This is a genomic window from Mesorhizobium sp. CNPSo 4670 (assembly GCF_057784235.1).
This window is the reverse complement of the sequence record NZ_JBWJFQ010000014.1, coordinates 1-14529: the sequence shown is the minus strand read 5'-3', so window position 1 is coordinate 14529 and position 14529 is coordinate 1. Positions and strand designations below refer to the sequence as shown.

Genomic DNA, 14529 nt, shown 5'->3' with positions numbered 1-14529 from the left:
GAGATAGACCGCGCAGCTTATCCTGATTAGACGCTATTATCTGCATGAACTTAGAAATGGGATCGATAAATGCGTCATCGCGATGACGCTAGTCGAAAACCACTACCCTTTGTAGCGGAGCGCTTCGACCAGGACGGCGAAGGCCGGGGTTTGTTGTCGTCTGCTTGGATAATAGAGGTGGTAGCCGGAGAATGGCGGGCACCAATCCTCCAGCACACGGACCAGGCGTCCATCTGCAACATGCTGGGCGATTTGCGTTTCGAAAGTATAGACCAGCCCCAGTCCGCCGAGGGCTGCGTTTGCCAGCATCTCGTTGTCGTTGATGACGAGCGACCCGCTGACCCGGACCTCAAGCTCGACGCCGTCGCGCTCGAACTCCCAGGCATAGAGCCCACCCCCTGCGCCCTGCCGGTAGCTGACGCAATTGTGGTTGCTCAAATCGCGCGGCGTTTGGGGAATCTCGCGAGTGGCAAAATACGGTGGGGAACCGACCACCGCCATGCGGATGTCGGCGCTCACCCGGACCGCAACCATATCCTTCTCGACCTGCTCGCCGACGCGGATGCCCGCGTCAAATCGACCGGCAACGATGTCGGTCAGCCCTTCATCGACATTGATCTCGACAGCGATGTCTGGATATTCCGGCAGGAGCTTCAGCAGGACGGGCCATAGCACCGTTCTTGCCGCATGGCGGAAGGTCGTGATGCGGATCGTGCCCGCAGGCTTGTCACGAAGGGCGGTGAGCTGAGCGATTTCATTGTCGATATGGTCGAATGCCGGACGCAGGCTGTGAAGCAGCCTTTCTCCTGCGTCGGTCAACGACAGGCTGCGTGTCGTTCGCGAGATCAATCTGACTTTGAGCCGCTCCTCGAGCATGCGGACGGCATAGCTGAGTGCCGACTGGGACAGGCCAAGCTTCGCAGCGGCACGTGTAAAGCTTCCCTCTTCGGCGACCGCGATAAACATGGCCAACTCGCTGAAGTCGCCTTTTCTCATTTATAAGTCCTGTTTCTGACAACGCGCCGTTTATAGCGCCCAATCGGCATGTTCGTCCTCGGCTATTTGTTGGACGCCGAACCGATCACGGCCGAAGCGCCCGGGATTGATGACGAAACAGGATTGGGTCGCCAGCCCGCGCGACACCGCCGGCGGTTCAACACCGAACCAGAAGTCCTTTCTTGTGCAGGGACTCAGCTCGCCTCGCGGTGGAGGCGAGCGCGCTCAATGCAATCACTTGGTCTTGGGCGGAGCCGTCGTCGCCTGCTCGCCCATCGCCTTGAGGTCGGCGGCTTCGCCTTCCTTCGACTTTTCCGGAACCTTGAACACCTGCCCGGGCCAGATGCGGTCGGGATCGCTGATCTGATCCTGGTTGGCGAGGTAGATGGTCGAGTAGCGCACGCCATGGCCGTAGACGCGCCGCGAAATCCGCCAAAGCGTATCGTTGCGGCGAATGATGACGGCACTGCTGGCATGCTCGAGCTTGGGCGCCACCGTCTCGGGCACATCGCCTGGCGGCGTTGCCGCAGCCACAACTCCCCCAGCGTCGGTGGCGGGAGCGGGCGTCGTGGCCGGTGCAGCAGGAGCCGATGCGGATTCCGCCGGAGCGGCGCCTGCGACGGCAGGCGCGGCCGGCTTTGCTTCGGCGGGCGCCACGGCGGCGACCGAATCACCCGGCTCGCGCTCGAACGGTACGGCGGCGCGGGCCACAACTGTCACCCCGTCGGCATCGAGACCGTCGACATGGATAGTGTAGCTGCCGACCGGAATGTCGCGCTTCGCCTCGACCAGGAAATGACCGTCCGGCGACGTCTGCGCGTCGCCAAGCAGGATGTCATTGGCATAGGCGCGCACCTTGCGGCCGGCATCGGCGAGACCGGCGACAAAGATCTTTTTGCCGTCGATTTCGACCGCTTCGACGACGATCTTCGGTTCGGCCACTGATCCGGCGGGCGGCGTAGCCGGTGCCGCCGGAGCGGGTGCTGCCGCAACCACGGCTGGCGCAGGAGCCGCCGGGGCGGCAGCCTGGTCGCCGGCAGCCGGTGCGGCCGGCTTTGTCTCGGGCGCCGGAACGGTCAGCAGTTCGGCCGGCTTGCCGGGCTCTTCGACCATGGCTAGCACCTGGCCCGCCGCATCCTTGGGAACCGAGACGACGGCGGTTTGCGCCGAGGCGGTCACGACATCGCCGGTGGTGGCGCGCAATGCGATTGTGTAGTCGCCGGGTTTCAGCGGATCGTCGAGCACGATGACAAAGGCGCCATCGGGGCCGGCGGCAGTCGAGCCGAGCACGGTGGCGCCGTTGAGGATCTCAACCTTGGAATTGGGCGCCGCATTGCCGGCAATGACGATCGAGCCATTGCTCTCGACGCGCACCACATCGAAGGTCGGCACGATCGGACCGGCCGCAGCGGGCGCCGCCGCATCCGTTGCGGGCGCGGCTGGAGCCGCCGCATCCGTTGCCGGTGCGGCCGGGGCCGTTGCCTGAGGCGCCGCGCCGGGAGCGGCCGGCACCGCCGCTGGCGGCAGCCGCGATTCCGTGCCGGGATCGGCTGGTTTCGGCGCCGCGGGTGGGGTCAGTGCTGCCACTTCCGCCGGCGGCGTGCGATTGAGATATGGGTCGAGTGCGCCCGATACATAGGCGGTTCCTGCGGCCGCAACGGTCCCACCCGCTGCGAACAAGAACGCCTTCAGTGGATTAATTGCCATATTTCCCTACCCCTTAGCCACCTAATGCCGGTCTAGCCTGTTTTGCCAAAGCCGACAAGAAAAAGCCCGCCCCGGGCTTGACCCCGCTTTCAGACCCAATCACCAATCATCGGTATGAACACGATTCGATCCGTCTGCGTCTATTGCGGCTCGTCTCCGGGCCGCGATGAAACCTATGCCAAGGCCGGTCACCTGCTTGGGCGCTCGATTGCGCGCTCCGGCCTCAGGCTGATTTACGGCGGCGGCACCAAAGGCATCATGGGCGCCGTCGCCGAGGGCGCCTTGCGTGCCGGCGGCAAGGTGACGGGCATCATTCCGCGCTTCCTGATCAACAAGGAGGCGACCGAAACCGCGCTTGACCGGCTCGACGAACTCGTAATCACCGACAACATGCACGAGCGCAAACACAGGATGTTCGAAAAATCCGACGCCTTTGTGGCGCTGCCGGGCGGCATCGGCACGGTCGAGGAGATCGTCGAGGTCATGACCTGGGGCCAGCTCGGCCATCACCGCAAGCCGATCGTGTTCGCCAATATCGGCGGATTCTGGGATCCGATGCTGGCGCTGCTCGACCACATGGCCGCCGAGGGCTTCATCCACACCGCGCAACGGGTCAAGCCGCTGGTCGTCAACGACCCCGAGGCAATCGTCGCCGCCATCATGGTGGCAGGCTCCTCGGTCGACGCCCCGACAGAGGGCATGCAGTCGGTGATCGACAAGATGTAGGGGAATAAGGGAGTAGGGCAGTAAGGCAGTATGTGAAAGCCTAGAGCGATGCCCTACTGCCCTACTGCCCTACTGCCCTACCCTCTTCCCCGGCTGCCTCCCGCAAGCCGGCTATCACCGCGCGGCGGTCGTGACGCCGCCAGGCAAGATGGATGGAAACCGTTCGCTCGAACCATGGCAGGTCGCGAAACACGATCCGCGATGGTGCGGCGGCACGCAGGCTGGCCTGCACCGTGGCCAGGCCAAGACCGGCGCTGACCAGGCCGAGCGAGGTCAACGGATCTGCCGTCTCATAAGCGATGTCGGGCAGAAAGCCGGCCTTGGCGCAAGCAGCCAGGAACTGGCCACGGTTGGTGTCGTCAGGTTGGCGCACGACGGTGATCCAGGTGCGGCCGTCGAGGTGGTGCGGCCTGATGTCCGACAACCCCACAAGCGAATCATCTTCGGGAATCGCCAGCACCAGCGGCTCACAGCGCAGCGAGATGGCGGCGATGTCAGGGTCATTGTCAGCCGGTGGCGAATAGACGAAACCAAGGTCGAGCGAGCGCTGCCTAAGCCCCTCCAGTTGCGCCGCCGACCGCAGGCTTCGTAGCTGAAGGTGAAAATCCGGCCGTTCGCGGCGGAACTGACGCAGCATCCCGGCGACAAGCCCGGCATGCACGGCGCCTTCGACATAGCCGATGGCGAGACGGCCGACGGCGCCGCTGGCCAGGTTGCGGCCAAACTCCTCCAATCGTCGCGCGTTGGACAGCAGCGAGCGCGCCTCGGTGAGGAAGGCGCGGCCCTCGGCGTTGAGATGGACCCGTTGCTTGGCTCTTTCAAACAGGGGAACGCCAAGCTGCTCCTCGAGCTGCATGATCTGCCGGCTGAGCGGCGATTGCGAAATATGCAGCATCTCGGCGGCGCGGCCGACATTGCCGGTTTCGGCGACGGTGACGAAATAGCGGAGCTGGCGCAGGTCGAACATTTTCTCCGAGGCAGTAAGTCCTTCAAGGTCTCAACTTTATCCTATTCAGTCTTGGACAGTCTGGCTAGCCGCGGTGATAGTTGGGTCGTTCCCAACCAAAGGAGACCGCCATGCAGTTCTTTGCCCTTCTCACCCGCAACACCGAAAAGTTCAGCGATGCCGATTTCGCGCCGCTGCTGCCCGGCGAGGCCGAGCAGCGGCGCACGCTCTATGCCGAAGGCGCGGTGCGACAGGTGTGGAACCGAGGCGACATCCCGGGCAGCGGCATGATGTTCGAGGCCGGCAGCGACGCAGATGTGCGCCACCACCTCGCCACCTTGCCGCTGGTCAAGGCCGGCATGATGGACATTGCCGCCATCGTCACGCTCAACCCTTATCCAGGCTTCGGCCCTAAGCGCTGACGGACGCAGGAGCCACGGCGGTCGGCCAAGCTTGCCGCCCGCTCTCCCTCCAAGACGTTCGCCGGATCCGGTGAGCAAGCTCGGCCTGTAGCGATTTCCGTTTGCGGCTCGCGGGCGAGTTGGCTATCGGGGAACATCGGCAGGGGGACAAACTTTGGAGAACAGATCCGAGACGCGAACAGATCTCGCTCCACGCGCCTCCGTCGTCATGACCGTCTACACCGACCAGCGTTTCCTCGACGCGGCGGTCGACAGCATCCTAGCCCAGGAGTTCCGCGATCTTGAGCTTGTGATCGTCGATGACGCGACGGGCGACGACGCGGTCTTCGAGGCACTGGCACGCCGCGATCCGCGCATACAAATCGTGACCAATCCCACCAATCTTGGCCCGGCCGCCGCCGCCAACCGCGGCATCGAGGCGGCCCGCGGCGACATCATTCTGCGTCTGGATTGCGATGACATTGCCGAGCCGACGCATGTCGGGCGGCTGGTCGCCGCGCTGGACGAGGACCCCGAGCTTGGCCTCGTCGGAAACGCCGTAACGTTGATCGACGAAGCCGACCGCGTCGTCGGCGGGCAGTTGATGCCCGAAACGGATCTTGCGATCCGGTGGACCATCCTGTTCCACAATCCATTCTATCATTCATCCATGGCATATCGCCGTAGCGGCTTCGAGGCCGTCGGGGGTTACAAGGCCGATCAGTGGATATCGCATGATCACTATCTGTGTTTTGCCCTGCTGCCTCTGTGCCGGGCGCGAAACCTTGCCGAGCCGCTGACGCGCTACCGGCTGAACACGCAAGGGCTGAGCACGAGGCACTCGAAGAACGCGCGCAACCGGACGCATCCGATCCGCGAGGCGCTTTGGGCCAAGCTCGGCCTGACCTACGATCTTTATGACGACGCCTTCGCGCGCGATATGACCGAATTCATCCGTGGGCATGAGATCGCCGTCGAGCGGCGCGCCGCCGCCTACTGCAAGCTGCTTGCCGTGCTTCGCGTCTTCCTCGCCGCCGCCCGGCCGTTCGAGCGGGCTGAGGATGCGGATGCCGCCAGGCAGCTGGCGCATGACCTCGTTGCCCGCATGCTGGCCAGTCCGCCGTTGCGGATACACGAGATGCTGAGGGTCTGTTCCCTGTGTTGGCCGCTCGACCGGCGTGCCGCGACCAGAGCGGCGATGAAGCGGCTGGCGGCTGGCCTGAAGGCCCGGTTGCGCGCGACCGGGAAATGGCTCGGCGAAGCCGCGAAAATAGAGTCTTCACCGGCGCCCTCGCCGGGTGTGCCGGCCCTGCCGCGGGAGACTGGCCAGGCGCGCGACATCGCCGAAAAGAGTGTCGAATTTGTCCTGATTGCCGAGGCGGGCATTCTCGAAGCGCAAGCCCTGTTGCTGTGCGAGAGCATACGATGTTTCGCCGGTGCCTATTCGCGGTGCCCGATAGCGGTCGTGTCGCCAAGGAGCAGCCGTCGCCCATCCGTGTCGACGCTGCGCAAACTCGAGCAGATGGATGTCGAATATCTGCCGATCGAGATCGAGAGTTACTACCCGCAATATGGCACGTCGTATCGCATTCACGCGCTTGCTCACGTCGAACGTCGGCCGGGGCCGGCAATCATTGTGCAGCTCGACAGCGATACGATATTTGTCGCCGAGCCCGATTTTTCATTGGGCGCAAGTTCGGCCGCCGCGCGCCCTGTAGACGTCAAGGGAATGTGCACGACGGGTCCTGGCGACCCCTTCGACAGCTACTGGAGAAAGTTGTGCGCCCTTGTTGGCGTCGACTATGAACATCTGCCCATCGTGCACACAACGGTCGGTGGCCAGGCGGTGCGGGCGAGCTACAATGGCGGGCTTTTTGTAGCAAAAAGGGCGTGCGGGCTTTTCCAGCGCACCGAAGACATTTTCAGACAATTGGTGGCCGCGGATATGAAGTCGTGGGCTGACGGGCCAACCTACAACACCGGGACCGGGGTTCTGCACGGAGAGGCCACCGCCTACTGGGGTACAAGCCAGGCCGCCTTCTCGCTGGCGGCAGTCGCGGGAAACCACTCCGTGCGAATCTTGCCGGATACGCACAATTTTCCCCTCAACAACCTGGCTGGGCTGCCGGCACCCGACGGGGCGCGATTGGTCCACATCCACTATCATCACCTGTTCAGCGCCGGATCGGCAGAGGCAAATCCGATATTGGACGGAACGCTGGCCCTTCCGGCAGCAATTTCCGAATGGCTCCTGGCCCGGCTGCCGCTGCAGGAACACCCGCAGCCGACGGTCACGACGCGTGACCTCACACTCGACCATGACGCACTTGTTCGCACCAACCACGACCTCAGCCTCCAACGCGACATGCTCGTCCGCGACCGAGACGCTCTCCGCGCAGAACGCGACGCGATCCTTGCGTCACGCAGTTGGCGGCTGACCGCACCATTGCGTTGGGCGCGAGGCCCGTTCGTACGCCGAAGATGACGGGCAAGATCGAAAGCGACGCCGGTGATCGGCAGACTGTGATCGACCGTCAAGAAACCGTCACACGCAAGCGGACTCGTCCGTGCTAGAAATCGCGGTCAGGCTGCCGCCACGCGGCGCCATGTCCGAAAACTGCATCTGGTACTGCCCATGGATGTCGCTCTCGCCCCGAAAGGCACCGACCTGTCGCCTTACCTGCCCGACGAGCACGGGCTGTTCTTCATCTATCATTTCACCGCCGATGGCCTGCGCACCAAGGACCCGGCACAGGCGTGCTGGACCTGGCGCAGCTATCAGATCACCGACCTGCATGCACGCCAGGAGATCGGCGCTGAAAAAGCTTTGCCGGGGCCGGTGCGCGACGCCTTCCTTGCCCCAAGCCATGGCTGTCACATCGACTTCGAGGATGGCTGGCTCTATGGCGATCTGCCGGATCTCAAACACGACTTTTCGGAAGCGCGCGGGCTTGTCCATTTCCGCTTTGCCTTCAACGAGACGATGCTGGTTGGCGCTCGCAAGCAGCCGCTGGAATCGGTCGATGCCGTCCGCAAGGCGGTTGAGAATGGATCGCGGAAATTCCGGTCGCCGGCGGAGCTGATCGAGGCGGTCACGGGCCAGTCGCTCGACGGCATGTCGGTCGAGCTCGGCAAGCTGGGCGACACGCTCGACGGCATCGAGGACCGCGTCGTGCGCGATGCATGGCACAATGAGCGACAGGCGCTGGTCGAGGCGCGCCGGCAGCTGGTGGTGATCCATCGGCAGATGGCGACGATCACCAATCTGTTCCGGCATCTCGACCATTCGCATCGCAACGAGCTGCCTGACCCGATCAACGACATGGCGGCCAGGCTCTCGCAGCGGGCGCATACGCTCTATCATGACGGCGAGCAGTTGCAGGCGCGCACAAGGCTGTTGCAGGACGAGTTGATGGCCAAGCTGACCATGCAGTCGAACCAGCTGCTCTATGTACTCTCTGTCATGACCGCGGTGCTGCTGCCGATGACCATCATCTCGGGCCTGTTCGGCATGAATGTCGGCGGGCTGCCGTTGGTCGACACGCCCATGGGTTTCTGGGTGGTGACCGCGGTCTCGGTGTTTATCGCGGCCGCCACCTATCTGTTCGTCAGGCGGCTTGGCCGCGGGTTGTAACAGCAGCCGGGTGACTGTTTATGCCGAAGCGCGAAGATCCTCGACAATCGTGCCGGCGGCACGGATTTCCGCCTCGTGGTCCGGGTCGCGCCAGGTCTCGGCAAGGCCGGCCGCATACCATTCCCGCATCGCCGGCAGATTGAGCAGCTGTCCCGGATAGGCCGCAGCCGCCCCCTCGAAAGTGAGCCCATAGGACTGCGCCCGAAACGCCACAGCGGCAAAGAAGGCATCGACGGCGGTAAAATGCGCGCCGGCGAGAAACGGCCCGCCGAAACGGGCAAGACCATCGTTCCAGAGATCGCCGAGGCGGAAGAGATCCTGCTTCAGCGCATCGGACATCGGGAACGGTTTGACGCGCACGCCGCAACTCATCGGGCATGCGCCGCGCAATGCGGTGAAACTCGAATGCATTTCGGCGGCGGCCGAGCGCGCCCAGGCGCGCGCCTTGGCCTCGACGGGCCAGACGCCATGGTGACGCTCGGCCAGATACTCGACGATGGCAAGCGAATCCCAGACCGCCCAGCCATCGTCGACCAGGCTGTTGTCTATCAAGCAGGGCACCCGGCCGCTGGGTGAGAACGGCCGGTAGAGATCCCAGCTCGATCCGGTCGGAAATGGCGTGAGCCGCTCCTCGAACGGAATATCCAGCTCGCGCATGAGCACCCATGGCCGCAGCGACCATGAGGAATAGTTCTTGTTGGCGATATGCAGCAGGTACATCGAAACTCCTTACCGAACAGAAGCCTTGCGCGCGTTCGTCAGCATCGACCAGGAATAGATCGCCAATGCCGCCCAGATGAGAGCAAAGGCGACGGCCTGGGTGGTGCCGAAAGGCTCGTTGAAGATCAGGACCGCGATCAGGAACACCATGGTCGGCGCGATGTATTGCATGATGCCGATGGTCGAGAGGCGCAGCAGCTTGGCGCCGAAGGCGAACAGCAGCAGCGGCACCGATGTGACCGGACCGCAGCCGATCAGCAATGCCGTATCAGCACCGCTGCCGGACACGATGTGGTCCTGCCCGGTCGCGATCAGGTAGGCGATGTAACCGAGGGCCGGCACCGACAGCAAGAGCACTTCGAGCAGGAAACCCTGGCTCGGGCCGATCGGCAGCGTCTTGCGGAAGAAGCCGTAGGCGGCGAAGGAAAACGCCAGCGCCAGCGACACCCAGGGCAGCTTGCCGCCCTCGATGGTCAGCACCGTGACGGCGACTGCCGCCAGCACCACCGCCGCGATCTGCAACCGGTCGAGACGCTCGCCCAGCAGCAGCGCACCGACGACGACGTTGACCAGTGGGTTGATGTAATAGCCGAGCGCGGTCTCGACGGTGCGGTCGACGGCGATCGCCCAGACATAGATACCCCAGTTGACCGAAATCAGCGCCGCCGTCAGCGCGGCCATGGCGATGGTGCGGGGTGAGCGAAGCGCGGCCTTGAAATCCGCCGTGCGGCCGGCCCAGACCAGAACGGCCGCGGCGATCGGCACCGACCAGACGATACGGTGGGCGATGACTTCGGCGAGCGGCAAATGCGCAACTGCCTTCATATAGAAGGGCAGCATTCCCCACAGCAGATAGGCGCCCAGCGCCAAAAGAAAGCCTCGGCGGGCCTTTGAATCGGTGTCCAGGGCAGTTGCTTCAGTGGCCATGGGCCAACGCTATGGCCCAGCCACCTTGCCAAGACCATCACAAAGTTCTGATGGATCAACGGACTTTCGCTGATGGTTCAACCCTACTCCGCCGCCACCAGCCCGGCCATCTCGCGGTTCTTCATCAGCTTGTAGACGATGGAGTCCATCAGCGCCTGGAACGAGGCGTCGATGATGTTTTCGGAAACGCCGACCGTCCACCAGCGCGCGCCGGTGCCGTCATGCGATTCGATCAGCACGCGGGTGATCGCCTCCGTGCCGCCATTGAGGATACGCACCTTGAAGTCGGCAAGCTCCATGTCGGCGATCTCGTTCTGGAATTTGCCGAGATCCTTGCGCAGGGCGATGTCGAGCGCGTTGACCGGGCCATGCCCCTCGGCCACCGACATCTTCTCCTCGCCGTCGACCAGCACCTTCACGATCGCCTCGGACACCGTCTTCAGCTGGCCGTTGGCGTCGAAGCGGCGCTCTACCATGCAGCGGAACGAGGTGACGTTGAAGAACTCCGGCAACCCGTGCAGCATCTTGCGCGCCAGAAGTTCGAAGCTGGCGTCGGCCCCTTCATAGGCATAGCCTTCAGCCTCGCGTTCCTTGACCACGGCAATCAGCGCATCGAGCCGGTGGTCGTCCTTCGGCACATCGATGCCGCGCCGCTTCAGTTCGGCGAGAAAATTGGCCTTGCCGCCCTGGTCGGAGACCATGACGCGGCGGCGGTTGCCGACCGCTTCCGGCGGCACGTGCTCATAGGTCGCCGGCTCCTTGGCCAGTGCGGAGGCATGGATGCCGGCCTTGGTGGCGAAGGCCGAGGCGCCGACATAGGGCGCCTGCGCTTCCGGTGCACGGTTCAAGAGCTCGTCGAACGCGCGAGACAGCCTGGACACGCCGGCGAGCGCTTCCGCCGAAATACCTGTCTCGAAGCGGGTGGAGAAGGCCGGCTTCAGTGCCAAGGTCGGCACTATCGAGATCAGGTTGGCGTTGCCGCAGCGCTCGCCGATGCCGTTGAGCGTGCCCTGGATCTGGCGCACGCCAGCCTCGACCGCGGCCAGCGAATTGGCGACCGCCTGGCCGGTGTCGTCATGGGCATGGATGCCGAGATTGCCGCCGGGGATGCCTGAGCCGATGACCTGCCCGACAATGGCGCGGACTTCCGACGGCTGCGTGCCGCCATTGGTGTCGCACAGCACCACCCACTGCGCGCCAGCATCAAAGGCCGTCCTGGCGCAAGCCAAGGCGTAGTCGGGATTGGCCTTGAAGCCATCGAAGAAATGCTCGCAATCTACCATCGCCTCCTTGCCGGCGGCGATCGCCGCCTCGACGGATGCCTTGATGGCGTCGAGGTTCTCCTCGTTGGTGCAGCCGAGCGCGACGCGGACGTGGTAGTCCCAGCTCTTGGCGACGAAGCAGATGGCGTCCGACTTCGATTGCACAAGGGCTGCGAGGCCGGGATCGTTCGACGCCGACACCCCTGCCCGCTTGGTCATGCCGAAGGCGACGAATTTGGCGCGCGTCGTGCGCTTCTCCTGGAAGAAGGCGGTGTCTGTCGGATTGGCGCCGGGATAGCCGCCCTCGACATAGTCGAGGCCGAAAGCGTCGAGCAATTTTGCGATGGCGATCTTGTCCTCGACGGAAAAGTCGATGCCCGGCGTCTGCTGGCCGTCGCGCAAGGTGGTGTCGAAGAGATAGAGGCGCTCGCGGGTCATAGTCATTTGCCCGCAAACCTGTCCGTCGCCCGGATCAGCTGACCCAGGATGCCCGGCTCCGAATAGGCATGGCCGGCGCCCTCGATCAGGTGAAAATCCGCCTTCGGCCAGGCCTTGTGCAGCGCCCAGGCATAGCGCGCCGGGCACGGCATGTCGTAGCGGCCATGGACGATGGTGCCGGGAATATCCCTCAGTTTCCAGGCATCGCGCAGCAACTGCCCCTCTTCCAGCCAGCCGGCATGGACGAAATAATGGTTTTCGATACGGGCAAAGGCGACGGCATAGTCGTCCTGTCCAAAAGGCCCGCTGGTTTCGGGGTCGGGCAAAAGCGTGATCGTCTCGCCTTCCCACAGGCTCCAGGCGCGGGCTGCCTCGATCTGCGCCTTGCGGTCGCTGCCCACCAGCCGCTTGCGGTAAGCCGCCATCATGTCGCCGCGCTCGGCCTCCGGGATCGGCGCCAGGAACCGCTCCCATTTGTCCGGGAACATTTCCGAGACGCCGAACTGGTAATACCATTCGAGCTCCGCACGCGTCAGCGTGTAGATGCCGCGCACCACCAGTTCGCTGACGCGATCAGGATGGGTCTCGGCATAGGCAAGCGCCAGGGTCGAGCCCCAGGAACCGCCGAACACCAGCCATTTGTCGAAGCCGGCCATCTCACGCAGGCGTTCGATATCGGCGACCAGATGCCAGGTCGTGTTGGCTTCGAGGGAGGCGTTGGGCGTCGATTTTCCGCAGCCGCGCTGGTCGAACAGGATGACGTCGTAAAGCTTTGGGTCGAACAGCCGCCGGTGTCTTGGCGAGATGGTGCCGCCTGGCCCGCCATGCAGGAACACCGCCGGCTTGGCGCCCCTGGTGCCGGAGCGTTCCCAATAGACCTGATGGCCGTCGCCAACATCGAGCATGCCGGACTCGAACGCCTCGATCTCGGGATAAAGGGTGCGCAATCGACTGCTCATAGCTGCAAACCTTTGGTCGGCCAGTCCGCCGTTTCGTGGTCGGGATGCTGGAAGGAGATGATCTGCTCCTGCCGGGCGTAGAAATCGGGGTCCTGGTGGACGGGCTGGTCGAAGATCGTCTCCACCCAGGGCAGCCGCGCGGCGTAGTTCACCTGGATTTGCGGGGCGAGATCGGAGCGGTCGTCGAAGGCACCGATGGCGATCTCCAGTCCGCCGGGTTGCCGATAGGTCAGCGGCGTGCCGCAGCGGGCGCAGAAGCCACGATCGATGTTGACCGACGACTGGAAATAGCTTGGCTCCTCATGGGTCCATTCGACGCCATCCCTGGGCACCGTTACCAGCGCCCCGAAGAACGAGCCGAACTGCTTCTGGCACATGCGGCAATGGCAAATCGACGGCCGGCCGAGCGCCCCCTTGATGCGGAAGCGCACCGCGCCGCACTGGCAGCCGCCGGTTCTTGATGTCTCGGTCATGATCTTTCCTTCGGCGGCCATTGTTCGGTGTCATGGTCCGGGTGCTGGTAGGAGACGAGATCGGCCAGATAGGGGGCCGACGACATGTCCGCCATCGTCTCCTCGCCCGGCAATTGCGGGATCGCATCGACATAGGGCAGCTTTGCCTCTGTGCCCCACTGGATCAGCGGCACGATCTCCGCCGGATTGTCGAACGCACCGATGGCGAGGCCAACGCCGTCCGGCGCGGTGAAGGTCAGCGGCGTGCCGCAATTGGCGCAAAAACCACGATCGACATGGCTGGACGAGCGGAAATATTTGGGCTCGCCACGCGTCCAGTCAAGCTTTGCGCCTCGCACCGAAACCAATGGCGCATAGAACGAGCCGAACGCCTTCTGGCACATGCGGCAATGGCAGATGGAAGCGTCGCCAAGCTTGCCCTCGACGCGAAAGCGCACCGCGCCGCACTGGCAGCCGCCGGTATAGATCGGCCGGTTGTCGAGGCTCATCGCGGTTCACTCCGGGGCATGGCAGACGGCCTCGACATTGTTGCCGTCGGGATCGAAGACGAAGGCGCCATAGTAGTTCGGGTGATAGTGCGGGCGCAGGCCCGGCCCGCCATTATCCTTGCCGCCGGCGGCAAGTGCCGCGGCATGGAAGGCATCGACCTCGGCGCGGCTGCGCGCGGTGAATGCGACGTGCTGGTGGTCTTTCGGCTTGTCCTTGCCGGAACTCAGCCAGAACACCGGCCGGTCGCGGCCATAGCCGCCGACCTTGGCGCCGCCGGTGTATTCCAGCGGCACCATATACAGCAGCGAGGCACCCAGCGGCGCCATCGCCCTGTCGTAGAAAGCCTTCGAAGCATCGAAATCGGCAACGGTGATACCGAGATGGTCGATCATGGAACGGACTCCCTTGCTGGTTCGCTCGCCTGCATTTCAGCACCGGCAAGGCCGGCTTCGATCACGATGTGCTGGCAGACATTGTCGATATCGCGAATGACGTCGTCGTTCCAGAAGCGCAGGATGGTCCAGCCGCTGCCCTTCAAAAAGGTGCTGCGTTCTGCATCGCGCTCGACATGCCCAGCATCCGCATGCTGGCTGCCATCAACCTCAACAATCAGCTTTTTGTCCGAGCAGGCAAAATCAACGATGTAGGGTCCGATCGGCACCTGCCGTCGAAAGCTCAATCCCATCAGCCTGTGCGCGCGTAGCTCGTTCCAGAGCTTCAGCTCGGCATCGGTCATCACACGACGCATGGATTTTGCATTCTTGCGCTGGCGTGGCGGGACGAGGTCGTGACCCATCAGGCGCCCTCGTTTTGAAGGTTGGCGAAATCATGGATGATGGCCAATCTCCCCC

15 protein-coding genes are annotated in these 14529 nt (G+C 63.8%); 4 read left to right on the top strand and 11 right to left on the bottom strand.

What is annotated here, in order from left to right; all coding sequences use genetic code 11:
• Positions 1-102: 102 nt before the first annotated feature.
• On the bottom strand, positions 103-996 hold the full coding sequence (locus AC0ZT5_RS21925) for a LysR family transcriptional regulator (protein ID WP_488498141.1): 894 nt from the start codon (positions 994-996) through the stop codon (positions 103-105).
• Positions 997-1230: 234 nt separating this feature from the next.
• The gene (locus tag AC0ZT5_RS21920; RefSeq protein WP_488498140.1) at positions 1231-2703 is read right to left on the bottom strand and encodes a LysM peptidoglycan-binding domain-containing protein; all 1473 of its coding nucleotides are present in this window, start codon (positions 2701-2703) and stop codon (positions 1231-1233) included.
• Positions 2704-2817: 114 nt separating this feature from the next.
• Between AC0ZT5_RS21920 and AC0ZT5_RS21915 the strand changes: the two genes are divergently transcribed.
• Complete coding sequence (locus AC0ZT5_RS21915) at positions 2818-3429, top strand: LOG family protein (RefSeq protein ID WP_488498139.1); 612 nt, start codon at positions 2818-2820, stop codon at positions 3427-3429.
• A gap of 61 nt (positions 3430-3490) precedes the next feature.
• Here the strand turns inward: AC0ZT5_RS21915 and AC0ZT5_RS21910 are convergent, their stop codons facing one another.
• Positions 3491-4396, bottom strand: a complete 906-nt coding sequence (locus AC0ZT5_RS21910) for a LysR substrate-binding domain-containing protein (protein ID WP_488498138.1) — start codon at positions 4394-4396, stop codon at positions 3491-3493.
• A gap of 110 nt (positions 4397-4506) precedes the next feature.
• Here AC0ZT5_RS21910 and AC0ZT5_RS21905 point away from each other — a divergent pair, with 110 nt between their 5' ends.
• From AC0ZT5_RS21905 to AC0ZT5_RS21895, 3 genes are all read left to right on the top strand, one after another.
• A complete protein-coding gene (locus AC0ZT5_RS21905) occupies positions 4507-4797 on the top strand; it encodes a hypothetical protein (protein ID WP_488498137.1) in 291 nt (96 codons plus the stop codon).
• Between the two features lie 154 nt (positions 4798-4951).
• Positions 4952-7261 carry a glycosyltransferase family 2 protein gene (locus AC0ZT5_RS21900; protein WP_488498136.1) on the top strand — a complete coding sequence of 770 codons (2310 nt, stop codon included), beginning with the start codon at positions 4952-4954 and terminating at the stop codon, positions 7259-7261.
• A 150-nt stretch (positions 7262-7411) separates the two neighbouring features.
• Positions 7412-8410: a transporter gene (locus AC0ZT5_RS21895; RefSeq protein WP_488498135.1), complete on the top strand. Its 999-nt coding sequence runs from the start codon at positions 7412-7414 to the stop codon at positions 8408-8410.
• Between the two features lie 18 nt (positions 8411-8428).
• Here the strand turns inward: AC0ZT5_RS21895 and AC0ZT5_RS21890 are convergent, their stop codons facing one another.
• The 8 genes from AC0ZT5_RS21890 to AC0ZT5_RS21855 form a co-directional block, all read right to left on the bottom strand.
• Positions 8429-9130, bottom strand: coding sequence for a glutathione S-transferase (locus AC0ZT5_RS21890; protein ID WP_488498134.1), 702 nt, complete (start codon positions 9128-9130; stop codon positions 8429-8431).
• A gap of 9 nt (positions 9131-9139) precedes the next feature.
• A complete protein-coding gene (gene rarD / locus AC0ZT5_RS21885) occupies positions 9140-10057 on the bottom strand; it encodes an EamA family transporter RarD (protein WP_488498133.1) in 918 nt (305 codons plus the stop codon).
• Between the two features lie 83 nt (positions 10058-10140).
• On the bottom strand, positions 10141-11763 hold the full coding sequence (cimA, locus tag AC0ZT5_RS21880; protein WP_488498132.1) for a citramalate synthase: 1623 nt from the start codon (positions 11761-11763) through the stop codon (positions 10141-10143).
• Positions 11760-12716 (bottom strand): prolyl aminopeptidase, encoded by a 957-nt coding sequence (gene pip / locus AC0ZT5_RS21875; RefSeq protein ID WP_477287342.1) that lies wholly within the window; start codon positions 12714-12716, stop codon positions 11760-11762. The genes cimA and pip overlap by 4 nt, the downstream gene beginning before the upstream one ends.
• The gene (locus AC0ZT5_RS21870) at positions 12713-13189 is read right to left on the bottom strand and encodes a GFA family protein (protein ID WP_488498131.1); all 477 of its coding nucleotides are present in this window, start codon (positions 13187-13189) and stop codon (positions 12713-12715) included. The genes pip and AC0ZT5_RS21870 overlap by 4 nt, the downstream gene beginning before the upstream one ends.
• Positions 13186-13677: a GFA family protein gene (locus AC0ZT5_RS21865; protein WP_488498130.1), complete on the bottom strand. Its 492-nt coding sequence runs from the start codon at positions 13675-13677 to the stop codon at positions 13186-13188. The genes AC0ZT5_RS21870 and AC0ZT5_RS21865 overlap by 4 nt, the downstream gene beginning before the upstream one ends.
• 6 nt (positions 13678-13683) lie before the next feature.
• Positions 13684-14070 (bottom strand): VOC family protein, encoded by a 387-nt coding sequence (locus tag AC0ZT5_RS21860; protein WP_488498129.1) that lies wholly within the window; start codon positions 14068-14070, stop codon positions 13684-13686.
• A complete protein-coding gene (locus AC0ZT5_RS21855) occupies positions 14067-14474 on the bottom strand; it encodes an endonuclease domain-containing protein (RefSeq protein WP_488498128.1) in 408 nt (135 codons plus the stop codon). Before AC0ZT5_RS21855 ends, AC0ZT5_RS21860 begins: the two co-directional genes overlap by 4 nt.
• Positions 14475-14529: the final 55 nt, after the last annotated feature.